The 21,858-nt window shown below is 68.4% G+C and carries 23 protein-coding genes and 1 tRNA gene; 2 read left to right on the forward strand and 22 right to left on the reverse strand.

Annotated features, from left to right (window positions below; genetic code table 11):
* Entirely contained in the window at window positions 1–147 is a 147-nt protein-coding gene (locus tag EJO66_RS32500) for a hypothetical protein (protein WP_164547758.1), read from the reverse strand.
* Between the two features lie 256 nt (window positions 148–403).
* Entirely contained in the window at window positions 404–1,111 is a 708-nt protein-coding gene (locus EJO66_RS01035) for an SDR family NAD(P)-dependent oxidoreductase (RefSeq protein WP_125964491.1), read from the reverse strand.
* Between the two features lie 138 nt (window positions 1,112–1,249).
* Here EJO66_RS01035 and EJO66_RS01040 point away from each other — a divergent pair.
* Window positions 1,250–1,325: transfer RNA gene (locus tag EJO66_RS01040), tRNA-Lys, on the forward strand.
* A gap of 77 nt (window positions 1,326–1,402) precedes the next feature.
* Here EJO66_RS01040 and EJO66_RS01045 read toward each other — a convergent pair.
* Both EJO66_RS01045 and EJO66_RS01050 read right to left on the reverse strand, forming a co-directional pair.
* Window positions 1,403–1,813: a hypothetical protein gene (locus tag EJO66_RS01045; RefSeq protein WP_124957052.1), complete on the reverse strand. Its 411-nt coding sequence runs from the start codon at window positions 1,811–1,813 to the stop codon at window positions 1,403–1,405.
* 42 nt (window positions 1,814–1,855) lie between these two features.
* A complete protein-coding gene (locus EJO66_RS01050; protein ID WP_124957054.1) occupies window positions 1,856–2,062 on the reverse strand; it encodes a short-chain dehydrogenase in 207 nt (68 codons plus the stop codon).
* 497 nt (window positions 2,063–2,559) lie between these two features.
* Here EJO66_RS01050 and EJO66_RS01055 point away from each other — a divergent pair, with 497 nt between their 5' ends.
* Entirely contained in the window at window positions 2,560–2,952 is a 393-nt protein-coding gene (locus EJO66_RS01055; protein WP_125964492.1) for a hypothetical protein, read from the forward strand.
* A 6-nt stretch (window positions 2,953–2,958) separates the two neighbouring features.
* On the opposite strand, the gene EJO66_RS01060 is transcribed toward EJO66_RS01055, so the two are convergent.
* From EJO66_RS01060 to EJO66_RS01145, 18 genes are all read right to left on the reverse strand, one after another.
* A complete protein-coding gene (locus EJO66_RS01060) occupies window positions 2,959–3,417 on the reverse strand; it encodes an acyl-CoA thioesterase (RefSeq protein ID WP_124957058.1) in 459 nt (152 codons plus the stop codon).
* Window positions 3,417–3,944: a MarR family winged helix-turn-helix transcriptional regulator gene (locus EJO66_RS01065; protein WP_012746654.1), complete on the reverse strand. Its 528-nt coding sequence runs from the start codon at window positions 3,942–3,944 to the stop codon at window positions 3,417–3,419. The genes EJO66_RS01060 and EJO66_RS01065 overlap by 1 nt, the downstream gene beginning before the upstream one ends.
* Entirely contained in the window at window positions 3,944–4,720 is a 777-nt protein-coding gene (locus tag EJO66_RS01070) for an SDR family NAD(P)-dependent oxidoreductase (RefSeq protein WP_124957060.1), read from the reverse strand. The genes EJO66_RS01065 and EJO66_RS01070 overlap by 1 nt, the downstream gene beginning before the upstream one ends.
* 52 nt (window positions 4,721–4,772) lie before the next feature.
* The gene (locus tag EJO66_RS01075; protein ID WP_124957062.1) at window positions 4,773–5,534 is read right to left on the reverse strand and encodes an SDR family NAD(P)-dependent oxidoreductase; all 762 of its coding nucleotides are present in this window, start codon (window positions 5,532–5,534) and stop codon (window positions 4,773–4,775) included.
* Window positions 5,531–7,135: an ATP-dependent acyl-CoA ligase gene (locus tag EJO66_RS01080; RefSeq protein ID WP_125964493.1), complete on the reverse strand. Its 1,605-nt coding sequence runs from the start codon at window positions 7,133–7,135 to the stop codon at window positions 5,531–5,533. Before EJO66_RS01080 ends, EJO66_RS01075 begins: the two co-directional genes overlap by 4 nt.
* Complete coding sequence (locus tag EJO66_RS01085) at window positions 7,125–7,856, reverse strand: ABC transporter ATP-binding protein (RefSeq protein ID WP_047785234.1); 732 nt, start codon at window positions 7,854–7,856, stop codon at window positions 7,125–7,127. The genes EJO66_RS01080 and EJO66_RS01085 overlap by 11 nt, the downstream gene beginning before the upstream one ends.
* An 82-nt stretch (window positions 7,857–7,938) precedes the next feature.
* Window positions 7,939–9,726, reverse strand: coding sequence for a branched-chain amino acid ABC transporter ATP-binding protein/permease (locus tag EJO66_RS01090; protein WP_124957066.1), 1,788 nt, complete (start codon window positions 9,724–9,726; stop codon window positions 7,939–7,941).
* Complete coding sequence (locus EJO66_RS01095; RefSeq protein ID WP_124957068.1) at window positions 9,723–10,778, reverse strand: branched-chain amino acid ABC transporter permease; 1,056 nt, start codon at window positions 10,776–10,778, stop codon at window positions 9,723–9,725. Before EJO66_RS01095 ends, EJO66_RS01090 begins: the two co-directional genes overlap by 4 nt.
* A 49-nt stretch (window positions 10,779–10,827) precedes the next feature.
* The gene (locus tag EJO66_RS01100; RefSeq protein ID WP_124957070.1) at window positions 10,828–11,991 is read right to left on the reverse strand and encodes an ABC transporter substrate-binding protein; all 1,164 of its coding nucleotides are present in this window, start codon (window positions 11,989–11,991) and stop codon (window positions 10,828–10,830) included.
* Between the two features lie 40 nt (window positions 11,992–12,031).
* A complete protein-coding gene (locus EJO66_RS01105; protein ID WP_124957072.1) occupies window positions 12,032–12,496 on the reverse strand; it encodes an aromatic-ring-hydroxylating dioxygenase subunit beta in 465 nt (154 codons plus the stop codon).
* A complete protein-coding gene (locus EJO66_RS01110) occupies window positions 12,493–13,818 on the reverse strand; it encodes an aromatic ring-hydroxylating dioxygenase subunit alpha (RefSeq protein ID WP_125964594.1) in 1,326 nt (441 codons plus the stop codon). Before EJO66_RS01110 ends, EJO66_RS01105 begins: the two co-directional genes overlap by 4 nt.
* Window positions 13,819–13,854: 36 nt before the next feature.
* Window positions 13,855–15,000 (reverse strand): ABC transporter substrate-binding protein, encoded by a 1,146-nt coding sequence (locus tag EJO66_RS01115; protein WP_125964595.1) that lies wholly within the window; start codon window positions 14,998–15,000, stop codon window positions 13,855–13,857.
* Window positions 15,001–15,028: 28 nt separating this feature from the next.
* Window positions 15,029–16,195: an ABC transporter substrate-binding protein gene (locus EJO66_RS01120; protein ID WP_124957076.1), complete on the reverse strand. Its 1,167-nt coding sequence runs from the start codon at window positions 16,193–16,195 to the stop codon at window positions 15,029–15,031.
* Between the two features lie 49 nt (window positions 16,196–16,244).
* A complete protein-coding gene (locus EJO66_RS01125; RefSeq protein ID WP_125964494.1) occupies window positions 16,245–16,970 on the reverse strand; it encodes an SDR family NAD(P)-dependent oxidoreductase in 726 nt (241 codons plus the stop codon).
* On the reverse strand, window positions 16,967–17,779 hold the full coding sequence (locus EJO66_RS01130; RefSeq protein ID WP_124957080.1) for a cyclase family protein: 813 nt from the start codon (window positions 17,777–17,779) through the stop codon (window positions 16,967–16,969). Before EJO66_RS01130 ends, EJO66_RS01125 begins: the two co-directional genes overlap by 4 nt.
* A 16-nt stretch (window positions 17,780–17,795) precedes the next feature.
* Entirely contained in the window at window positions 17,796–19,049 is a 1,254-nt protein-coding gene (locus EJO66_RS01135; RefSeq protein ID WP_125964495.1) for an SDR family NAD(P)-dependent oxidoreductase, read from the reverse strand.
* Window positions 19,046–20,221 (reverse strand): thiolase family protein, encoded by a 1,176-nt coding sequence (locus EJO66_RS01140; RefSeq protein ID WP_124957084.1) that lies wholly within the window; start codon window positions 20,219–20,221, stop codon window positions 19,046–19,048. Before EJO66_RS01140 ends, EJO66_RS01135 begins: the two co-directional genes overlap by 4 nt.
* Window positions 20,218–21,855 carry an AMP-binding protein gene (locus EJO66_RS01145; protein WP_125964496.1) on the reverse strand — a complete coding sequence of 546 codons (1,638 nt, stop codon included), beginning with the start codon at window positions 21,853–21,855 and terminating at the stop codon, window positions 20,218–20,220. Before EJO66_RS01145 ends, EJO66_RS01140 begins: the two co-directional genes overlap by 4 nt.
* Window positions 21,856–21,858 lie beyond the last annotated feature (3 nt).

Consider the following 21,858-nt stretch of genomic DNA (forward strand, 5'->3'; position numbering starts at 1 on the left):
TCAGGCGCTGCGCCGCACGGCAAGCAGCAGGAGCAGGCACACAACCACCACCAGCGAACCGATGAGCGCGGCTTCCATGAACGACATGCCCGCGTCCTCGCGCAGCAGGGTCATGAAGCTTCTTGGCAGCAGGTTGAGCGTTTCCATGCGTGTTCCCCAGTGATGTTTGTCGGCCGGCACCGCTTCTTTCCCCTTGCCGGGCCGAAGCGTCTTGCCGTGGAGTCACTGTAGAAATCGCGCCGTATGCGCACATGAGCAGTGCGCCCCTTTTCCAGGGAGACAAGCGCCCCGCCCCCTTGGCCCGCAACCATGACAAAGCGCCTGCCCGCCAGCGGCCGCGCGAAGAGGCAAAAAAAAGCCCTGGCGTTGCCGCCAGGGCCCTTGCTGCTGCTGTTGCTTCAGCTCAGGTGTCGAGCGTCAGGTGCTGCCCATGCAGCGCCGCGGCCGCGGGCGACGCAAGAAAGCCGATGGTCTGCGCCGCGACGGCAGTCGACACCCATTCGGCGGGATTGGCGTCCGGCATGGCCTGCCGATTGGCCGGCGTGTCGAGCACGCTGGGCGCCACGCTGTTGATGGCCACGCCATGCGGGGCGGCCTCGGCGGCCATGGCCTCGACCAGGCGCTGCAGCGCGCTCTTCGATGCGATGTACGCCGCCATGGCCGGCAGGCCGCGCGCCGCCACCTTGGCCGTCACCGCCACGATGCGGCCTGCGCCATGCTCGATCATCGAAGGCAGCACCGCCTGCGTCACCGCCACGAAGGACCAGGCGTTGAGGTTCATCATCCGGTCCCAGCTCGCCCGCGTGAGCGCGTGCGTGGCCTCGCCCATCTCGAAGCCGCCGGCAATGTGGACCAGCGCATCGATGCGGCCGAAGGCCTTGAGCGCCTGGCTCGCGAGTTCCGACATGTCGGCCGCCGAGGTCACGTCGCCCGCCAGCAGCAGGTGCTGCGAGTTGTCCAGGCCCGGGAAGACCTCGGCCAGGCGATCCGCGCGGTGGTCAACCAGCGCCAGGCGCGCGCCCTGCTCGAGGAAGTGCTGGACCACCGCGCGGCCCAGCGCGCCTGCGGCCCCGGTGATCACAACATGGGACATGGTGGTGGTATCTGTCATGGAAGATCTCCTGATGGAGGGACCGCGGCCCCGTCGATGATGGCGAATCCTAACGCCGCCGCGTACAAAATCGTTGAGCCTCGGAATTTTTACGCTATACTTGCGGTCTTGCCAAAAAACGCAAAACGTTTTGTGCAAGGGCTCTTAGCTCAGTTGGTAGAGCAGCGGACTCTTAATCCGTAGGTCGAGTGTTCGAGTCACTCAGGGCCCACCAACCAACATCGCGGAAACGCTGAAAAGCCCGCTACCTCCCCGGTAGCGGGCTTTTTTCATTGGCCTCCCCCTAGGGCACTACGGCGCGCCGTCCAGCCAGCCCTCGACAAACCGCAACAGCACTTCCCGCCTTTCTCGCACCTCCGCCAGCAGGTACTGGCGCGCATGTCCCTGGGCCATTTCGTTCGACAGGAACCAGACCTCGCGCGCCGGGTCTCCGTGCGGGGGCGGCGCGCCCCATGATGCGGCGCCGTTGCCGAGAAAGGCTTCCGTCACGGGCAGGCGCCCATCGGTGCGGCCCAGTTCCGACAGCGGGTTGCGCGGGCCGCCGAGTTCGATGCGGGCGTGCACGACATCTTCTTCCACCGCGATGGACGCCCCCAGGCCGCCTTGCTGCTGCACCTGCCAGAGCTGGGCAGCGCTGGCATGGCGCACCCAGCTTTCCAATGCCCGCGCGAGGCTTTCGATGATGGCTTGCTTGTTGTCCATGCGGCACTCACTCCTTCATGTTCATATCGATGCCTTGCAGCACTACCACTCGCCGACTTCGCGCACGCGCTGGTCGAGATCGGGATATTCGAGGCTGCGGTCCGTTGGCGCAAGCGAAGGCTCCTGCGCGCCCTGCCCGGCCGCAGCGCCGATGCCCAGGCGCTGCGCAAGCGCCCACGCCATGCGGCGGCGCGGCTGCGCCGGACGAACCGCGATCATCCGGATGGGGGTGTTGCTGCGCTTGCGCATGGTGGCTCCTTGGGTTGATGGCGCGGGTTTTCCATTTCGGTTGTGTCCTCGCGCGACGGACAGCACCCTGGGGTGCTGCCCCGTACGACGTCGCCGCACAGGAACGGTCCACTTTCCTGCACATCCCGCCAGGCCGTCCACGCGGCTGGAAACTGGCGGTGTGGCGAAGGCACACCCGAAATGGCAAAACAAAAAAAAAGGCCCGGAACCTTGCGGTGTCCGGGCCTCTGGTGAACAGAGCTTGGGAAGTGCGCTTTAAGCGCAACCTCCGCCCGGGGGCATCCGACCTTTGAACGCTGCAACGCGCACGAGCGATCGGCCCGAAGCGGGTCGAATGCTGGTGAGGTTCAGTGCGGTGGGGATCACGATGGTTCCTGGTTGAAGTTTTCTTCTTTGTGCGGCCGAGACCGCGAATGAGCCGAACTGTAAATAGTGTTTACGCGAGCGTCAACAACCGGGACAATCTTTCTCTGTCTCGTTGTTGTTGTTTTCAAACAGTGCCCAATACCACCGTCGCGCGTCGCCGCAATGTTCTTGCGCTGCACCGCCGCTTTCTCGAAGGGGCCATTGCAGCCGGCCTGCCCGCCAAGGGACTGGACCAGGCCTTTGCCAGGAAGATCGAAATCTCGCCCAGCATGTGGAGCCAGATCAAGAGCTCCCGCCCGATCGGCGACAACCTGGCGCGGCAGATCGAGCAGCATTGCGAGGTGGAGCCGGGCTGGCTCGACAAGGAAGACCGGCCCTCCGAAGTGCCCGATGCGGCGGAAGAGCGCTTCATCGCAGCCGCGCGCCAGGCCTGGCGGCAGGCCAACGCCAAGGAAAAGAGGGAACTCAGCGGCTGGCTCAAGCAGCGTGCGGCACGCGCGCCCGGTGACGAGCCGCCGCCCTGATGCGCTTCAGGCGAGCGAGGGCGTGCCGCGCAGGATGGCCGTGCGCAGGTCTTGCGGAATTTCCACGGCGCGATGGCTCTCGAGCGAGGTGGTCACGAGCACCTGCCTGACCTGCATGCGCAGTTCGCCGCTCGCGGGATCGAAGCAGCGCAGCACGAGCGTCATGGAGCGCGAGCCCAGCCGCTCCACGGCAAGGCCCAACATGACTTGGTCACCCATGCGGCTCACGGCGCGGAAGTCGGCCTCGAGCCGCACCGTGGGCAGGCCGATGCGCCGCTCGGCGATGAGCGCGTGGTAGCCGATGCCGAGCCCTTCGCTCACCCAGTCTTCCACCAGGCCGTTGAGCATGATGAAGTACTGCGGATAGAAGACGATGCCTGCCGGGTCGCAATCGGAAAAGCGGATCATCCGCGCGCGTTGGAACTCGACCTGGGGCGCTTCGGTTTCGCCTGTGCTCGTCGCCATCAGCCCTCCTCGCCCGCAGGCTCGCTTCGCATCACGTGCACGCGCAGCTGGCCGAGCTGGGCATGCATCTGCCTGACGGTCTTCATGTCGAGGCCGGAGAACATCTCGAGGATCCATTGCTCGTGCTCCTTGGCCATGGTCTCGAAGCTCGCGCGGCCCTTGGGCGTGAGGCTCACGATCCACGAGCGGCGGTCGTCGGGGCTGTGGGCGCGCGCCACCAGGCCGTCGCGCTCGAGCTCGTCGGTCAGGCCCGTGACGTTGCCGCCGGTCACCATCAGGTAGCGCGACAGCACGCGCATCTTCAGGCCCTCTTCATAGCGGTAGAGCTGGGCCATGTAGTCGAAGCGCGCCAGCGAGATGCCGAAGCGCTCGCGCAGCCGGCGCCGTATCTCGGCCTCGATCTGCGTGGTGCTGGCGAGCATGCGCAGCCACAGCCTGAGCATGGCGTGGTCTTCGCGGCCGGCGCGGGCCTCGTGGCCGAGCTCTTCGGCGTCGCTGAGCGCGGCATGCGAGGCGTCGTTGCGCATCACATCACCTCCCCGCCCGACACCGAGACCGACTGCCCGGTGACGGACGCGGCGCCCTCCCCGCAGAGCCAGCGTACCGCGTCCGCCACCTCGGCGGGCTGCACGATGCGGCGCTGCGGATTGGCGCTGGAGAACTCGGCCAGCGCATCGGCTTCGCTGCGGCCGGTCTTGCCCACCACGTTGGCAACGCTCGCGCGCAGGATGTCGGTGTCGGTGTAGCCGGGGCACACCGCGTTCACCGTGACGCCCTTGCGCGCCACCTCGAGCGCGAGCGAGCGCGTGAGCCCGACCACGCCATGCTTGGCCGCCGCATAGGCCGCGACGTAGGCATAGCCCTTCTGGCCCGCGGTGCTGGCGATGTTGACGATACGGCCCCAGCCGGCTTCGAGCATGTCGGGCAGCGCGGCCTGGGTGCACAGGAAGGTGCCGGTGAGGTTCACCGACAGCATGCGCTGCCAGAGCTCGGCCGAAGTCTTGAGAAAAGGCGTGCTCTCGGCTGCACCCGCGTTGTTGACGAGGATGGCGAACGGCCCGCGCTCGGCACGCGCCAGCGCGAAGGCCGACTGCACGGCCTGCGCGTCGGCCACGTCGGCCGCGGCCACGCCGTGGCCCTGGCCCGCGAGCGACGCAGCCACGCGCCGGAGCGCATCGAGGTCGCGCCCGAGCAGCGTGAGCGTTGCGCCCTCGGCAGCCAGGGTGCGGGCGATCTCGGCCCCGATGCCGCGCGCGGCGCCGGTGACGAGGGCATGGCGGCCGGTCAATGAATTTGCGTGCATACCTGAATTGTTTAGTTCTGAACTATTTTAGCGTGTATGGCGCATCGCCTGTTCAGCGCATGAAGCGGCCGCCGTTGAGGTCCAGCGTGGCGCCTGTCATGAAGGCGGTCGCGGGCGACGCGAGGTAGACGACGGCGGCCGCCACCTCTTCGGCCTCGCCGAAGCGGCCGAGGGGAATGGTGGCCTTCAGCGCCTGCTGCCGCGCCGGGTCCAGTGCATCGAGCGCGGGGCTGCGAACCGCCGCCGGGGCCAGTGCGTTCACGGTGACGCCATGCGGCGCGAGTTCCTGCGCGAAGCTGCGCGTCAGCGCCAGCAGCGCGGCCTTGCTGGCCGCGTAGTGCACGCCGGTCGCGGCGCTGGGCTGCTGGCCCGACAGCGACGCCAGGTTGACGATGCGCCCAGACCCGCGCCCCCGCATGTGCCGACCGGCGATGCGGCAGCCGAAGAAGCTGCCGCGCAGGTTGACGGCCAGCACGTCGTCCCACTCGTCGGGCGTGATGTCCCAGAGCGAAGTGAACGGCGTGCGCGCGGCGTTGTTGACCAGCAGGTCGATGGCGCCGAAATGGGCCACCGCTGCATCGAAGCAGCGCGCGAACGCCGGCTCGCTGCGCACGTCGAGTTCCATCGCGATGCAATCGGCGCCCGCGGCGCGCAGGCCCGCGGCCGCCGATTCGGCGCTACGCGCATCGATGTCCGCAAGCACCACGCGCGCACCCGCTTCGGCCAACCCGCGCGCAATGGCGGCGCCCAGGCCCTGCCCCGCGCCGGTCACGAACGCGGCCTGGCCGGCAAGCGGTGGCGGCGCGGAACTCATGCCGTCTGTGCCGGGGGACGAACGGCGGGCCGCCCGTCCCAGGTCTGTTCGCCGACGCCGCGCTCGCGCAGCTTGAACTTCTGCACCTTGCCGTTCTCGGTGCGCGGCAGGTCGGCCAGCACGTCGATGTAGCGCGGTACCGCGAAGTACGGCAGGCGCCCCTCGCAGAAGCGCGCCAGTTCGGCCGGGTCGATGCGCTGGCCCTCGCGCGGCACCAGCGCGGCCATCACCTCGTCCTCGGCCAGTTCGGATTGCACCGGGTACACGGCGCACGAAGCCACGCCGGGGTGGCTCAGCAGCACCTGCTCGACCTCGAAGGACGAGATGTTCTCGCCGCGCCTGCGGATGGCGTCCTTGATGCGGTCGACAAAGCGAAAGGCGCCATCGGCATCGCGCACCACGCGGTCGCCCGTATGGAACCAGAGGTTGCGCCAGGCCTCGACCGTCTTCTCGGGCATGTTGAAGTAGCCACTCGCAAAGGCGTGGGGTTCGTCCGCACGCAGCAGCAGTTCGCCGGCTTCGCCCGCGGGCAGCTCCACATCGCCCTCATCGGCCACGCGCGCCTGGAAGCCGGGGCGCAGCCAGCCCATGACGCCGCTGCGCGGCGAATCCGGCGCGGTGGCGATCGCGAAGTTGGTCTCGGTCGACCCATAGCCTTCGAGCAGCGCCACGCCGGTGCGCGCCCTGAAGGCCTGCCCGGCGGCCGACGGCACGCCTGGCCCGAGGCCGATGCGCACACGGTGATCGCGCTCGCCTTCGCCCTCGGGCTGGGCCAGCAGGATCGGCACCATCGCACCCAGCAGGTAGACCACGGTCGCGCCGTTGGCGCGCATCGACGGCCAGAAGCCCGAGGCCGAGAAGCGCGATTCGAACACCACCTCGGCGCCGGTCAGCGCGGCCTGCGCGAAGGTGTTGAGCGCATTGATGTGGAACAGCGGCAGCGTGGTGCACAGCACGTCGTCGCGGCCGACGCCGAGCACCTCGGCGCTGTTCACGCCCCACCAGAAATACTGCGCATGCGGGCAGACCACGCCCTTGGCCGGGCCGGTGGTGCCAGAGGTGTAGAGGATGGCGAGCGGATCGCCGGGCTGCACCGCAGCGGGCGCGATGGCCTGCGCGCCTTCCGGGTAGCCGGAGGCGCGAACGCCCGCGGGCGGCGTCCATGAAACGGGCGCTTCACCGACGATCCAGAGCTCGCGCAGGGACGTGCGCCCCAGGTCGGCCGCCTCCAGCCGTTCGAGAAAGCCCGCCTCGATCACCAGCAGCTTCGCCTCGCTGTTGGCAAGGAAGTATTCGATCTGCGGCCCCATCGACGCGGTGTTGACCGGCACCACCGAGGCGCCGAGCCAGCCCGCGCCGAGAAAGATTTCGAGAAACTCGATGCGGTTGCCGCACATCACGGCGACGCGGTCGCCGCGCGCCACGCCGGCCTCTGCCAGCGCGCCGGCTCGCACCGCAGCCGCCTCGGCCGCGTCGCCATGCGTCCACTGCCGGCCCGCAATCCGCAGCAGCGGGCGCGCAGCGAAGCGTTCCGACTGCCGCCGCAGCATCGCGGGCAGCGTGCGCTGGCCCGGCGGCAGCGCGCGCGCCTCACTCGTCATCGTGCGTGCCTCCGCCGAGGTAGGTGGCCTGCACCCGTGGATCGCTCGCGAGTTCGCCCGATGCGCCCGACAGCGCGATCTCGCCGGTTTCCAGCACGTAGCCGTGGTCCGAGGTCTCGAGCGCGGCGCGCGCGTTCTGCTCCACCAGCAGGATCGAGACGCCGTCCTCGCGCAGCTTGCGAACGATCGAAAGAATGTCGCGCACGATCAGCGGCGCGAGGCCGAGGCTGGGCTCGTCGAGCATCAGCAGGCGCGGCGCGGACATCAGGGCACGGCCCACCGCGAGCATCTGCCGCTCGCCGCCCGAGAGCGTGTCGGCGCGCTGCGAGCGGCGCTCGGCCAGGCGCGGAAAACGGTCGTACACCGATTGCAGCTGGCGCTTCATCGCATCGCTGCGCAGCCGCTTGGCATAGGCGCCGAGCTGCAGGTTGTCGAGCACCGTGAGCTCGCCGAACAGTTCGCGCTTCTCGGGCACCAGGCACAGGCCGCGCTCCACGCGCGCCTCCACGTCGAGTCCCTGCAGGTCTTCGCCCTCGAAGCGGAGCGTGCCCTTGCACGGCAGCAGCCCCATGGCGGCCGCGAGCAGCGTGGTCTTGCCCGCGCCATTGGGCCCGATCACCGAGATGATCTGGCCCGGCTGCAGGTCGAGCGACACGCCGCGCACCGCCTCGACCTGCCCGTACGACACATGCAGGTCGCCAATCTCCAGCATCGCGGTCATTTCGTCACCCCCAGGCTTGTCACTTCGTGTACTTCGCGCACCCCCTGAAGGGGGCCCGCGCCTTCGGGCGGCCGTGCGGCGCTCATACAACACTCCCCAGGTAAGCCGCCTGCACACGCTCGTCGGCGCGAACCGCCGACGGCACGCCCTCCACGAGCTTGGAGCCGAAGTTCATCACCACCAGGCGGTCCACCAGTTTCATCACGAAGTCCATGTCGTGCTCGACGATGAGGATGGTCACGCCCTCCTCGCGCAGCTTGCGCAGCAGGTCGCCGAGCGCCATCTTTTCCTTGCGGCGCAGGCCCGCCGCCGGCTCGTCGAGCACCAGCAGCACCGGGTCGGCGGCCAGCGCACGTGCGATTTCCAGGATGCGCTGTGTGCCCAGCGGCAGGCTGCCTGCGAGCTCGTGCGCACGGTTGCCCAGGCCGATGCGGTCGAGCTGGCGCTGCGCCTCCTGCAGGATCTGCATCTCTTCCTTGCGGTCCAGCCGCAGGCCCGCCTCCAGGATGCCCGAGCGCGTGCGCGAATGCGCGCCCAGCGCCACGTTGTCGAGCAGGCTCATGTGCGGCCTGAGCTTCACGTGCTGGAAGGTGCGCGCAAGGCCCAGCCGCGCCACCTGCCGCTGCGGCATGCCGGCGATGTCGTGGTCGAGAAAGCGCACCTGGCCCGCGCTCATCGGCAGGGTGCAGGTCAGCAGGTTGAACATGGTCGACTTGCCCGCGCCGTTGGGCCCGATCAGGCCGACGATCTCGCCCGCGTTCACTTCGAAGCTCACGTCGTTGACCGCCACCAGTCCACCGAAGCGCTTGACCGCGCCCTTCACCGACAGCACCTGCGCACCGCGCGTGGGCAGCTGGCGGTGCGGCAGCGGATCGACCGCCGGCGCCTCGTGGCGCGAAGCGCCTTGCGTGCCGGCGCGGCGGCGTGTCCAGCGCCGCAGCAGGCCCATGAGGCCGCCGCGCGCAAAGTGCAGCAGCAAAATGAAAAGCGTCGCGAAGGCCACGGCTTCCAGCTGGCCCGCACGCTGCGTGAGCATCGGCAGCACGTCCTGCAGGCCGTTCTTGAGCACCAGCACCAGCGCGGCACCCACCAGCGCGCCAGCCAGCTGCCCGAGCCCGCCGGCCACCGCCATCAGCAGGTATTCGATGCTGGCGCGCACGTCGAAGGGCGACGGGCTCACGAAGCGGTTCATGTGCGCATAGAGCCAGCCCGCCAGCCCCGCGAACAGCGCTGCCGTGACAAACAGCGTGAGCCGTACGCGGTAGGCGTCGGCCCCTACGCTCGCGAGCAGCGTGGCGCCGCCGCGCAGGCCACGGATTGCGCGCCCCGGCCGCGACTGCAGCAGGTTGTGGCTGAACAGGCAGGCCAGCCCCACCACCACCCAGATCAGGTAGTACATCGAACGCGGATCGGCCAGCGACCAGCCCGCGATCTGCAGCGCCGGAATGTTCGACAGGCCCGTGTGGCGCCCGAGCGCATCGACGTTGCCGAACAGCATCGCGATCGACAGGCCCCAGGCGATGGTGCTGAGCGGCAGGAAGTGCCCGCCCAGCCGCAGCGTGAGCATGCCGATGGCCAGCGCCGACAGGCCCGTGAGCAGCAGCGCGAACAAGAGGCCGATCCATGGCGACATGCCTTGCGTGGTGGTGAGCCAGGCCGTCGCATAGGCCGCGATGCCCACGAAGGCCGCCTGCCCGAACGAGGTCGCACCGCCCACGCCGGTGAGCAGCACCAGCCCGAGCGCCACCAGCGCGCCGATGCCGATGTCGTTGAGCAGCGAGACCGTGAAGCTGCCCGCCACCGCCGGCACCAGGGCCAGCACGGCGACCACCACCGCGATCCATGCCATGCGTTTGGAGTTCGCGTTCATTGGTCCACCTCGTCTTCTTCCTCTTCGGCATGGGCCGCCATGAACGACCTGAGCATCAATACCGGGATCAGCAGGCTGAACACGATCACGTCCTTCAGCGCCCCGCTCCAGAACGAGGCAAAGCTTTCCACCACGCCCACCGCGAGCGCGCCCACGGCCGTCATCGGGTAGCTCACGAGCCCGCCGATGATCGCGGCCACGAAGGCCTTCAGGCCGATGATGAAGCCCGAGTCGTAATACATGGTCGTCACCGGCGCGATCAGCACGCCGATGAGCCCGGCCAGCAGCGAGGCGCAGCCATAGGCCAGCAGCGCCGTGCGCACCGGCCGGATGCCCACCAGCCGTGCGCCCACGCGGTTGACGGCCGTGGCGCGCAGCGCCTTGCCCGCCACCGTGCGCTCGAACACCAGGAAGAAGAGGCCGCTCAGCACGATGGCCGCGCCTACCATCAGCACCACCTGGCCGCTGACCGTGAAGCCGTCGCCCAGCGTGAACACGGCGCTCGTGAGCGGCGTGGTGCGCGAGCCTTCAGGGCCGAAGAACAGGAGGCCCAGGCCCGACAGCAGGAAATGCAGCGCCAGCGAGACGATCAACAGCACCAGCACCGAGGCATCCGCGATCGGCTGGAACACCACCCGCGCGAGCAGTGGTGCAATGGGCACCACCAGCAGCACGGCCACGGCGATGTGCACCGCCACCGGCACGCCGGGCCGTGCCGCCAGCCAGGCCAGCAGGCACGGAATGGCGGGCAGCACGCCCCACATCAGCACCGCCTTGGGAATGCGTGCGGCCTCGCCGCGCCGCAGCAGGCTGCCGATTTCCGTCGCCAGCGCCAGCGCCGCAAGCACGGCGACCATGCCGATGGTCGGCGGCACGCGGCCGGTCTCGAAGGCCGCGAGCGACAGGGCCGCGAAGGCCGCGATGTCGCCGAACGGGACGAACACCACCCGCGTGACGGAAAAGATCAGCACGAGCCCGAGCCCGGCCAGCAGATAGACGGCACCGTTGGCCAGGCCATCGGTGACGAGAATCAGCGCCACGTCCCATGTCATAGAAAAGCCCTTGGCAATATCGTTGTCGTTGTCGTCGGCATGGGATGGTTCAAGGTGCGAGCTTCCATTGGCCGTTGTCGAGCTTGACGATCACGCGGGCGCGTTCGTCCACGCCGTAGAGGCTGCCGGGCTTGAAGCTGTAGACGCCGTGCGTGCCGACCACTTCCTTGGTGCTGAAGATGGCATCGCGCAGCGCGACACGGAACTCGGCGGTGCCCGGCTCCGCCTTCTTCATGGCGCGCGAGGCGGCATCGGCAAACACCAGCCAGCCGTCGAAGGAATAGGCCGAGAACGCATCGCTGGTGGGCGCGTTGTTGACCTTCTGGAACACGGCGCGGAATTCGGTCGCGATCTTCTTGGTCGGGTGGCTGTCCGGCAACTGCTCGGCCACGATCACCGGGCCGGTGGGCATCAGCGCGTTCTGTCCCGAGGCGCCGACCACGCGCACGAAGTCGGGGTTGATCAGCCCGTGCTGGCCGTACACGCCGCCCTTGTAGCCGCGCTCCTGCAGCGCAAGGAACGGCAGCGCGCCCGGCGTGCCGGCCCCGCCGGTCATCACCGCATCGGGCCTGAGCGCCACGATCTTCAGCACCTGCCCGGTCACCGATGCATCGGCGCGCGCATAGCGCTCGTTGCTCACCACCTTGATGCCGGCCTCGGGCGCGGCCTTCATCAGCGCGTTGTAGACCAGGTCGCCCCAGGCATCGGTGAAGCCGATGTAGCCCACGGTCTTGACGTTGTTGCGCTTCATGCGCTCCACCACCGCATCGATCATCAGCTGCGTGGGCTGCGCCACCGTCATGACCCACGGGTTCTCGTTCGCGTCGAGCAGGATGGGCGTGAGGCCGATCATCGGCACCTTGGCTTCCTTGCCGACCTGCGCCATGGCAATGGCGGCCGGCACGCCAGAGGTGCCCATCAGCACATCGACCTTGTCCTCCTCGATCAGCTTGCGCGCATTGCGCCCGGCCGTGGTGGGGTCGGAGCCGTCGTCCAGCACGATGAGCTGCACCTTGCGGCCGTTGATCTCGGGCTTGTAGGCCAGCGCGGCCTGCATGCCCTTGGCATAGGGCACGCCCAGCGAGGAGTTGGGCCCCGACAGCGACACGCTCAGGCCGACCTTGAGGTCGGCCGCCAGCACGCTCGCAACACCACAGGCGGTCAGCGCCGCAGCGAGGGCACCGCGCGTCAAGGTCAGCATCAGGCTCTTCATGTCGTAGCTCCAGTGAGGGTGGATGGAATGAACGGGAAACTCAGATGAACAACTGGATCGCCGGCAATGCGCGCGCGGCGTTGAGCAGGTCGACGCGCTTCTCGCGGATGGCCCAGCCCGTGGGCGTGCGCACGAGGCGGTGGCGGGCGGTGCCGGCCAGCAGGATCTGCGATTCGCCGCGCGCCTCGACGTAGAGGAAAGGCGTGCGCAGGCGAACCGCATCGCCCGTCTCTTCCTCTATGAGCGAAAGCTGCAGCACATGCTGGCTGTGGCTCGCGGGATGCTGCGAATGGGCGCGCGGGTTCTTCAGGCGATCGACGCGCAGCTGCAGCAGCAGCCGGTCTTCGTAGGCCAGCGAGTTGTGCGAGAACGGGTCGGCCTGCGCGGCGCCGAGCAGCGGGATCCAGTAGTGGCCGTCCTCGGTGAAGAGCGTCAGCCAGTCGTCGAAACGCCGCTCGTCGAGCAGTGCGGCCTCATGGGCGACGAAATCGCGCGGGTCCGTCATGCCGCACCCTCCATGCCCGCCGCCATCGACTTCGCCCAGGCGCGGAACTGGTTGCGCATGAGCAGTTCGTTGGTGCCGTTGGTGGTGAGGGTCGGCTGCGCGAGTTCGGCCGCGTCGTAGTTGCGGTGCAGGCTCACCCATTCGTTGCCTCCTGCACGCAGGCCCTGCTGGATGCTCTCGAACAGGTGCACATCGTCGTGCGCGACCACCGACATCGGCGAGAACACGAGCCGGTTGTAGCTCATCGCGCGCTCGAACAGCAGTTCGGGCGCACCCGCCGCGCGGAAGCTCCACGCTTCGATGAGCGTGCGGTCCGCGGCCAGCGGGCGGATCACGCGGATGGCCTGCGGCGAGCCCTTGACCGACAGGCTCGGATAGAAGACCGAATTCTGCGGCGAGCGCTGCAGGATCTCGGCCGCGCGCGCCTCGCCGTGTGCAGCGCGCATCGCAGCCTCGTACTCGGGCAGCTGCGCATAGTTGGAGTGGATGCTGAAGTTCACGCCCAGCACGCTGTGGCCGTTGGCGAACACGCGTCCGCCCATCTTGTCGAAGAATTCGTAGCCCGAGCCGAAAGGCAGGATCTGCTCCATCGCCATCGGTTTGGGGTCAGAAGGCGCGCGACCTTCCCACAGCGCCTCGGCCGCCTTGGTGGCCGACTCGTGCGTCGACATCGGATGCACCGTGTCGTTGATGTTCTCGAGGTACATCTTCCAGTTGCAGTGGACGATGTTGCGCAGCACGCCGCCGCCCACGGCGAGCCTCCCCTCGGGCGAGCGGTCGACCATGTTGTCGATGGCGCCGAGCACCTCGCCGAAGTAGTCCTCGAACGAAGGGCCGCTGTCCGCGAGCCGCACGAAGACGAAATCGCGGTAGACCTTCACGTGCTTCACCACCGAGAGCCCCCGGCCCGACTCGCAGGACTTGAGCTGCGTGCCTTCGTAGCCGTTCTTCAGCGGCACACCGAGCGGTGCGCCGTCGAGCTTGTAGGTCCAGGCGTGATAGGGGCAGCGAAAGAAGCGGCCGGTGTTTCCGCATTCGTCGGTCACGAGCTGCGTGCCCTTGTGGGCGCAGCGGTTGTAGAGCACATGCACCGCGCCATCAGGCTGGCGCACCATGAGCAGCGGCCGGCCCGCAATGTCCTGCGCCACGAAGTCGCCCGCCTCCGGCACCTGGCTCGCATGCCCCAGATAGACCCAGGTGTTCGCGAACAGGTGCTCCTGTTCGAGCGCGAAGATCTCCTCGCTCAGGTACAGGTCGCGGTGCACGCGGTCGTCCTGCACGAGCGCGGCGATGCGGTCGGGATGATGGCGGTAGCTGGTCATCGGCGTGGGCACGGTCGGCGTGGGTTCAGCACGTGCTCAGGGCACGAGCTTCCATTGGCCCTTGTTCATCTGCACGATCACCACGCCGCGTTGGTCGGAGCCGTAGCGGTCGTCGGGCTTGAAGGTGTAGATGCCGTGCGTGCCCACCAATTCCTTGGTGCTGGCGATGGCATCGCGCAGCGCGCTGCGGTACTGCGGCGTGCCCGGCTCGCCCTTGGTGCGCGAGGCGGCATCGGCCAGCAGCAGGTAGGCGTCGTAGGTGTACGACGAGAAGGCATCGGTCGGCACCGCGCCGTTGACCTTCTGGTAGGCGCTGCGAAAGCCCATCGACACCTTCTTGATCGGGTTGCTGTCGGGCAGCTGGTCGGCCACCAGCACGGGGCCGCTGGGTACCTGCAGGCCTTCGATGGAGGCACCGCCCACGCGCACGAAGTCGGCGTTGATGAGGCCGTGCGTGCCGTAGATCTTTCCCTTGTAGCCGCGCTCGGCGAGGGCGAGGTAAGGCAGCGCGCCGGGCGTGCCCGAGTTGCCGGCGAACACGGCATCTGGCCGCTGCGCGACGATCTTGAGCACCTGCCCGGCCACCGACGAATCGCTGCGCGCATAGCGCTCGTTCGCCACCACCTTGATGCCGGCCTTCTCGGCGCTCTTCACGAGCGAGTCATAGGCCAGGTCGCCGAGCGCATCGGAAAAGCCGATGAAGGCCACGGTTTTCACGCCGGACTTCTGCATGCGCTCGACCACGCCCGCGACCATGAGCTGGAACGGCTGCGACACCGTCACGGTCCAGGCGCCTTCGGGGCCGGGGATGGTGACGGGCGTGGGCGAGATCAGCGGCGTGTTGAGTTCTCGCGCCACCGACGCAATGGCCATCGCGCCCGGCACGCCCGAAGTGCCGATCAGCACGTCGACCTTGTCTTCCACCACGAGCTTGCGCGCGTTGCGCCCGGCGGTGGTGGGATCGGAGGCGTCGTCGAGCACGATCAGCTGGACCTTGCGGCCGCCGATCTCCGGATGCTCGGCAATGGCGGCCCGAATGCCCTTCTCGTACGGCACGCCCAAGGCCGCGACCGGGCCCGAAAGCGAGCTGATGAAGCCGATCTTGAGATCGGCCGCCATGGCTTGTGCGGCCGCCAGTGCCACGGCGGTGAGGCCGAGGATCCGGGCCAGGTTCTTTTTCATCATTGAGGTTGCTCCAGCGTGTGTTGTTTCAGGGAACCAGCTTCCACTGGCCCTTTTCCAGCTTCACGACAACGCGCGAGCGCTCGTCGGAACCGTACCGGTCCGTCGGCTTGAAGTTGTAGACCGAGTGCGTGCCCACCAGCTCCTTGGTGCTCACGATGGCGTCGCGCAGCGCAAGCCGGAACTGCGGCGTGCCGGGCTCGGCCTTGGTGGCGAGTGCGCGCTGGGCCGCATCGAGGTACAGCAGCCAGGCATCGAAGGTGTAGGCCGAGAAGGCATCGGTCGGCGGCGCGCCGTTGGCCTTCTGGTAGGCCGCGCGGAAGTCCATCGACACCTTGCGGATCGGGTTTTCGCTCGGCAGCTGCTCGGCCACGATCACCGGGCCGGTAGGCGCCAGCAGGCCTTCGACCGAGGCGCCGCCCACGCGCACGAAGTCGGGGTTGATCAGCGCGTGCATGCCGTAGATCTGGCCCTTGTAGCCGCGCTCCGCGAGCGCCAGGTAGGGCAGCGCGCCAGGCGTGCCCGACGTGCCGGTGATCACCGCGTCAGGCCGCAGCGCCACGATCTTGAGCACCTGGCCGGTCACCGATGAATCGGCGCGCGCATAGCGCTCGTTCGAGACGATCTTGATGCCTGCGGGCTCCGCGCTCTTTTGCAGCGCGCCGTACACCAGGTCGCCCCAGGCGTCGGAAAAGCCGATGTAGCCGACCGTCTTCACACCCGACTTCTTCATGCGCTCGACCACCGCGCTCACCATCAAGGGGGCGGGCTGCGGCAGCGTGACCATCCATGCGCCCTCCTCGCCCGGCAGGTTGGCGTTGGCGATGGAGATCAGCGGCGTCTTCGTCTCGCGCGCCACGCCGGCAATGGCCAGCGCGCCGGGCGAACCCGCCGTGCCGATGATCACGTCGACCTTGTCCTCGTCGATCATCTTGCGGGCATTGCGCGCGGCCGTGGACGGGTCGGACGCATCGTCGAGCTGCACCAGCTGGATCTTGCGGCCGCCGATGTCGGCCTTGTAGGCAATGGCGGCCTTCATGCCCTTTTCGTAGGGAATGCCGAGCGACGACACCGGCCCCGACAGCGACGTGATGAAGCCGACCTTGAGATCGGCCGCCCATGCGCCCGCGGCGCTCAGGGCGCCAAAGGCCGCGGCAATGCCCGCGATGGCACGGAATCGGTTCAGGACTTTCATGGCAATGCTCCAGAGGTGATGGATGAACGAGAAGAACGCTGAATGACTGTCAGAGAGCGAGGCTGCCAACGCTGGTGCCGCCGCAGACGTAGAGCACCTGCCCGGTGATGAAGCTGCTGTCCGGGTCTGCGAAGAAGCGCACGGCGCGTGCCACGTCGGCCGATTCGCCAAGGCGCTTGACGGGCACGGAGGCGGCGAGCGCACGTTCCTTCTCGCTGCCGGCCTCGACCACGTCGTAGAACATGTCGGTGCGGATCGGGCCCGGTGCCACCACGTTCACGGTGATGCCGTCCGCGGCGAGTTCGAGCGCCCAGGTGCGCGCCATGCCCAGCATGCCGGCCTTGGTGGCGGAGTAGCTGGTGCGGGTGGCCAGGCCCAGTGCGGCGCGCGACGACAGCAGCACGATGCGGCCGAAGCGTTGCGCACGCATGGCGGGCAGCGCGCCCTGCACCAGCTGGATCGCAGAGGCCAGGTGCAGGTCGACCAGCGTGTCGAGGTCGTCGAGCTTCACTTCGGGCAGCAAAGCCGCGCGGATCACGCCGGCGTTATGGATGATGGTGGTCGGTGCGAAACGCTCGACCAGTTCGCGCACGGCCTCGCCCGTCGCGGCGCGGTCGCTCAGGTCGACCTCGATGCTGTGCAGCTTCGGATGGTCGATCCCGGCCTTGCGGCGCGCGAGCGAGACCACCTCGTAGCCCTGTGCGAGCAGGTCCTCGCAGATCGCCCTGCCGATGCCGGCGCTGCCGCCGGTGATGGCCGCGACCTTCGGCGTCATGCCTGCGCTCCCACCAAGGCGAGAACGCGCAGCGGGCTCCCGCTGCCCTTCTCGATCTTGAGCGGCGGGCAGATCAGCACCGCTCCCGACGGTGGCAGCAGGTCGAGGTTGCTCAGGCACTGCAGCCCGTAGCGCCCCGCGCCGTGCATGTAGTAGTGGCACGGGTACGGCGGTCGCAAGTGGTAGCCCTGGCCGGCATCGGTGCCGATGGCTTCCGAGCCGAAGCCCAGCACGTCGCGCTGCTCGACCAGGAAGCGCACGGCCTCGGTGCTCGGGCCGGGCGTGTGCTGGCCGGTCTCGTCGAAGTTCTGGTAGGCCTCGGGGTCGCTGCGCTTGGACCAGTCGGTGCGCATCAGCACCCATGCGCCCTTCGGAATGCGGCCATGCGCCGCTTCGTAGCGCTCGATGTCGGCCACGCTCAGCAGGTAGTCGTCGTTCGCCTGCACGTCGGCCGAGCAGTCGATCACGCAGGCCGGCGCCACGAAGTGCTGCACGGGAATCGTGTCGACCGAGTTGTTCGGCAGATCGCGGCCCGAGATCCAATGGATCGGCGCGTCGAAGTGCGTGCCGGTGTGCTCGCCGCAGGAAAAATTGTTCCAGTACCAGCCCGGGCCGCGCTCGTCGTACTTCGACACTTCCTCGATGCGGAAGGGCCAGCACTGGCCCATCTCGGGCGGCAAGGCAATCTGCGGAAACTCGGGCGTGAGCGTCTGCGTGAGGTCGATCACGCGAATGCGGCCGCTGGCCATCGCGGTCACGAGGCCGCCGAGGATTTCGGCGGCGGACATCAGTTCGGTTGTCGTGGTCATTCGTGTGGCTCCTGTCTCAGCCGCCCGCCGCAAGTTCGCGCTCGAGCACCTTCGGGTTGTCGCGCCAGCGCTCCAGCCACTCCTGCGCCACGTCGCCCGGATAGACGTCCTCGACGCCGTCGCGCAGCGCCTTCACGATGGCGTTGGCCAGCGCGGTGGGCGCGAGCTTGGGGGGAGGCGTGTGCTGGTTCCACTCGTCGTCGATAGGGCCCGGGAACACGTTGATCACCCGGATGCCGGCCGGCCGCATCTCGGCGCGCAGGCATTGCGCGAGCGAATGCGCCGCGGCCTTCGAGGCACTGAAGGTGCCGTGCGGCGGGAAGTTGCTGAGCGCGTAGATCGACAGCAGGTTGACCCAGGCCGTGGCCCCCGTCGCGCCGTCGGCCGAGCGGCCCTTGAGCGCGGGGCCGAGCTCCTGCGCGAGGCGCAGCAGGCCGAAGTAGTTGATGTCCATCTCGGCCTTGGCGACGTCGGTGCCGCGGCGCGCGCCGATGCCGAAAGTACGGTGCACCTCCGCGTTGTTGATCACGATGTCGACCTTGCCGCCGATGGAGCCCGCGAGCTCGGTCACCTGGCGGCCGTTGGTGAGGTCCAGCGGCACCAGCGTGACCTGGGGCAGCGCCGAGATGTCGTCCAGGCCCTCGCCCATCTTCTTCCACGGCTCGGCATGGCCGACCCAGACAATGTCGGCGCCGGCCTTCACCAGCGCACGCACGATGGCCTGGCCCACCTCGGTCTTGCCATCGGTCACCAGCACCTTGCGGAACTTGGGGTCGCTGGTCATTTCACGCAGCATCTTGTCGTCGGCCATGTGGGGACTCCCTTCAATCGGAAAACCAATGAGAACGGCCTGGCCCGCGCGGTCGAGCCGGGCACCCACGCGCACGCGTTGCGGGGCATCGCCGACCTCGCCATGCAGGTGGACCATGAGCGTGGGGCCTGCATCGAGGTGCACCAGGCCCAGCCGCCAGGGCAACCGCTCGCGGAAAAACAGGTCGTTGCTGTGGTGCAGCGTGGTGCTGCCGAGCAGCTCGCCCTCGCCGCCCTGCGCGCGCCAGCGCAAAGAGGCCGAGAGGCACTTGTGGCAGACCTCGCGCGGCGGGTACTGCACCGTGCCGCATTGCTCGCAGGTCTGCAGCTCGAAGCGGCTTTCGGCAGCGGCCGCCGTGAGGCCGAGCGCGACACGGCCGCGCGCGCCGGGCGGCAGGTTCATCTGCCGGGTGCGCAGCACCGGGTTCTTGCGCGGGGGGCGCATCAAAGGCATCGTCATGCGGGTCTCCCGAGAATGACGGCGCCTGTACACAGGCAACGGTCGTAAGTCACCATGCCGAAGCCGGCGACGAGGCCCAGCTGTGCCTCGGGCACCGCGCGTGAGCCGGCTTGATCGGTCAATTGACGGATCGCCTCGACCATGCCTAGAAAGCCGCCCGCCGCGCCCGCCTGCCCGGCCGAGAGCTGCCCGCCGCTCGTGTTGTTCGGAAAGCTGCCGTCGAAGGTCATCGTGTTGGCCTGCACGAAGGCCGCGCCCTCGCCCTTCTCGCAGAAGCCCAGGTCCTCGAACTGCATCATCACGATCACGGGGTAGTCGTCGTAGGTCTGCACGAAGTCGAGCGCGGCGGGCTGCACGCCGGCCTGCGCGTAGAGGTCATCGCGGTCCATGCGCCAGCCGCCCTGCACCATCACCGGATCGTCGGCGTAGGCGTTGTGGCGCTCGATGGCACCGCGGATCACCACGTGCGCAAGACCGAGGTCGCGCGCGCGCTCCTCGCTCATCACGAGAAACGCATCGGCACCCGCGCAGGGCATCACGCAGTCGAACAGGTGGATCGGGTCCGAGATGGGCCGCGCGGCCATGTATTCGTCGAGCGTGAGCGGCTTCTTGAACATCGCGTTCGGATTGCCGAGCGCGTTGGTGCGCTGGTCCACGCAGATGCGGCCGAAGTCTTCGCGCCGTGCGCCGTAGGTGCGCATGTAGTTGGCCGTGATGAACGCGAAGATCGAGTTGGGCCCGCCGGAACCGTAGGGGTAGCTCGCATCGCGCGCGAAGTTGCTGAAGCTGCCGAGCGTCTGGCGGAAGGAATCGACGTGGTTGGTGTCCGCGCCCACGCAGGCCACGATGTCGGCATCGCCCGCCTGCACCGCGCGCGCCGCGCGGCGCAGGCACATCACGCCCGAGGCGCCTCCCGTGGGCACATGGTCGAGCCAGCGCGGCGACAGGCCCAGGTGCTGCGTGACGCCCACGGCCGTGTCGGGCGCGAGCGAGAAGCTGCTGAGGCACAGGCCGTCGATCTGTTCCTTGGCCACGCCGCTGGCTTCGACCAGCGCCTCGATGGCCTGCCCGATGAACCAGTGCGCGGTGCGCGTGGAGTAGCGCACATAGGGCACGGTGATGGGCACGGCCACCGCGACGCCTTCGTAGGAGAGTCGTCGTCTTGCCGTCATGCCTGCCCCACCTGTTGTCTTTTCTTCATGGCGCGTGTGTCGACGCAATGGCCTTGGCCCGGCAGCGACTGCGCCATCTCGCGCAGCTGGCCACGCTGGATCTTCTGCGACGGCGTGAGCGGCAGCGCCTCGACGAAGGCCACGTAGCCCGGAGCCTTGTAGTAGGCCAGCTGGGCGAGCGCATGCTCGACGATGCTGGCGGCGAGCTGCTCGCGCTGCGATGCATCGGCGCCTTCGCGCACCACGATGCAGGCCAGCACCTCGTCGCCGCGCACCGCATCGGGCGTGGCGGCCACGGCCGAGGCCTTCACGGCCGGGTGCTGGTTGAGCACGCTCTCCACTTCGACGGCCGAGATGTTCTCGCCGCTGCGGCGGATCACGTTCTTCTTGCGGTCGACGAAGAAGAAGTTGCCCGCGGCATCGCGGCGCACCAGGTCGCCGGTGTGGAACCAGCCATCGGCCCAGGCTTCGCGCGTGGCCTCTTCGTCCTTCAGGTAGCCGGAGAAGAAATAGCGCTTCGGGTCGTCGCCGGCCGAACGCACCAGCAGCTCGCCTGGTGCATCGACGCCGACTTCATTGCCATCCTCGCCCACGAGGCGGATCTGAACGAAGCCCTCTTGCCGGCCGAAGCAGCTGGTGCCCACGAGGCGCGGCTCGCGGTTGGCCATGATGCAGGCGGCTGCGCCGGTCTCGGTCATGGCCCAGGCCTCGACCAATGGGAAGCCAAAGCGCTCCTCGAAAGGCGCATGGTTCTTGCGATCCACGCCGGCACCGAAGCCCCAGCGGATGGCATGGTCGCGGTCGGCAGCCGATGCGGGCGCGGACAGCAGCATGGCCGGCATCACGCCCAGGTAGTGCACGATGGTCGCGCCGCTTTCGCATGCGCTCGCCAGCCAGGTCTTCGGATGGAAGCGGTCGAGCTGCACCAGGCAGCCGCCCGCGACCAGCACCACCATGGTGGAGAAGGCCATCGCGTTCATGTGGTTGAGCGGCAGCGGCGTGATGACGCGCTCGGTGTCGCGGCGAATACTGCAAACGCCGTCAAGCGCCGCATACCACTCGCCGGCGCGCAGGAAGTAGGCGTTGCTCAGGATGCAGCCCTTGGGGAGGCCAGTGGTGCCGGAGGTGTAGAGCAGGCCGCATTCGGTGTCGGCGCCGATGGGCTCATGGGCGCGTGGTGCGGCAGTCTTCGCTGGCGGCACTGCGTCTTCAGGCCCCATCGTCTCGAACGCCACGCCCGCCTGCGTCGCCGCAGCACGCAGGTCGGCGGCGCGCCCTGGCAACGTCACGGCCAGGCTGATTTCGCTGTGGCCGATCAGGTAGGCCAGCTCGGCCGAGCGCATCTCGGCGTTGATCGGCACCACGCTCGCGCCCAGTGCGTTCAGCGCGAGCCAGTGGAAGATGAAGTCCGGCCGGTTCTCCAACAACAGTCCGACGCGGTGGCCGTGCCCGTAGCCGGCTCGCGCGTAAGCCGCGCGCAGGCGCTCGATCTGCGCGGCAGCATCGGCCCAGCGGATGGCGCCAGCTTCGATTCCGTAGGCAGCGGCCGTCACCGATTCGGTGAACAGGAATTCGGCCTGCGGCGTGCGCGCCGCGGTGGCCGCGAAAACGTCGTGGACGGTGGCGTGTGGCATCGC

The organism is Variovorax beijingensis (genome assembly GCF_003951285.1).
Lineage (GTDB): Bacteria > Pseudomonadota > Gammaproteobacteria > Burkholderiales > Burkholderiaceae_C > Variovorax > Variovorax beijingensis.

Bases quoted from the DNA above. Each gene is read 5' to 3' on its own strand.
- EJO66_RS01130 (WP_124957080.1), bottom strand. From the start codon at position 17,779: ATGACCACGACAACCGAACTGATGTCCGCCGCCGAAATCCTCGGCGGC.
- EJO66_RS01110 (WP_125964594.1), bottom strand. From the start codon at position 13,818: ATGACCAGCTACCGCCATCATCCCGACCGCATCGCCGCGCTCGTGCAG.
- EJO66_RS01100 (WP_124957070.1), bottom strand. From the start codon at position 11,991: ATGAAGAGCCTGATGCTGACCTTGACGCGCGGTGCCCTCGCTGCGGCG.
- EJO66_RS01035 (WP_125964491.1), bottom strand. From the start codon at position 1,111: ATGACAGATACCACCACCATGTCCCATGTTGTGATCACCGGGGCCGCA.
- EJO66_RS01140 (WP_124957084.1), bottom strand. From the start codon at position 20,221: ATGACGGCAAGACGACGACTCTCCTACGAAGGCGTCGCGGTGGCCGTG.
- EJO66_RS01075 (WP_124957062.1), bottom strand. From the start codon at position 5,534: ATGAGTTCCGCGCCGCCACCGCTTGCCGGCCAGGCCGCGTTCGTGACC.
- EJO66_RS01145 (WP_125964496.1), bottom strand. From the start codon at position 21,855: ATGCCACACGCCACCGTCCACGACGTTTTCGCGGCCACCGCGGCGCGC.
- EJO66_RS01050 (WP_124957054.1), bottom strand. From the start codon at position 2,062: ATGCGCAAGCGCAGCAACACCCCCATCCGGATGATCGCGGTTCGTCCG.
- EJO66_RS01125 (WP_125964494.1), bottom strand. From the start codon at position 16,970: ATGACGCCGAAGGTCGCGGCCATCACCGGCGGCAGCGCCGGCATCGGC.
- EJO66_RS01115 (WP_125964595.1), bottom strand. From the start codon at position 15,000: ATGAAAAAGAACCTGGCCCGGATCCTCGGCCTCACCGCCGTGGCACTG.
- EJO66_RS01060 (WP_124957058.1), bottom strand. From the start codon at position 3,417: ATGGCGACGAGCACAGGCGAAACCGAAGCGCCCCAGGTCGAGTTCCAA.
- EJO66_RS01105 (WP_124957072.1), bottom strand. From the start codon at position 12,496: ATGACGGACCCGCGCGATTTCGTCGCCCATGAGGCCGCACTGCTCGAC.
- EJO66_RS01070 (WP_124957060.1), bottom strand. From the start codon at position 4,720: ATGCACGCAAATTCATTGACCGGCCGCCATGCCCTCGTCACCGGCGCC.
- EJO66_RS01095 (WP_124957068.1), bottom strand. From the start codon at position 10,778: ATGACATGGGACGTGGCGCTGATTCTCGTCACCGATGGCCTGGCCAAC.
- EJO66_RS01090 (WP_124957066.1), bottom strand. From the start codon at position 9,726: ATGAACGCGAACTCCAAACGCATGGCATGGATCGCGGTGGTGGTCGCC.
- EJO66_RS01135 (WP_125964495.1), bottom strand. From the start codon at position 19,049: ATGACGATGCCTTTGATGCGCCCCCCGCGCAAGAACCCGGTGCTGCGC.
- EJO66_RS01065 (WP_012746654.1), bottom strand. From the start codon at position 3,944: ATGCGCAACGACGCCTCGCATGCCGCGCTCAGCGACGCCGAAGAGCTC.
- EJO66_RS01080 (WP_125964493.1), bottom strand. From the start codon at position 7,135: ATGACGAGTGAGGCGCGCGCGCTGCCGCCGGGCCAGCGCACGCTGCCC.
- EJO66_RS32500 (WP_164547758.1), bottom strand. From the start codon at position 147: ATGGAAACGCTCAACCTGCTGCCAAGAAGCTTCATGACCCTGCTGCGC.
- EJO66_RS01120 (WP_124957076.1), bottom strand. From the start codon at position 16,195: ATGAAAGTCCTGAACCGATTCCGTGCCATCGCGGGCATTGCCGCGGCC.
- EJO66_RS01045 (WP_124957052.1), bottom strand. From the start codon at position 1,813: ATGGACAACAAGCAAGCCATCATCGAAAGCCTCGCGCGGGCATTGGAA.
- EJO66_RS01085 (WP_047785234.1), bottom strand. From the start codon at position 7,856: ATGACCGCGATGCTGGAGATTGGCGACCTGCATGTGTCGTACGGGCAG.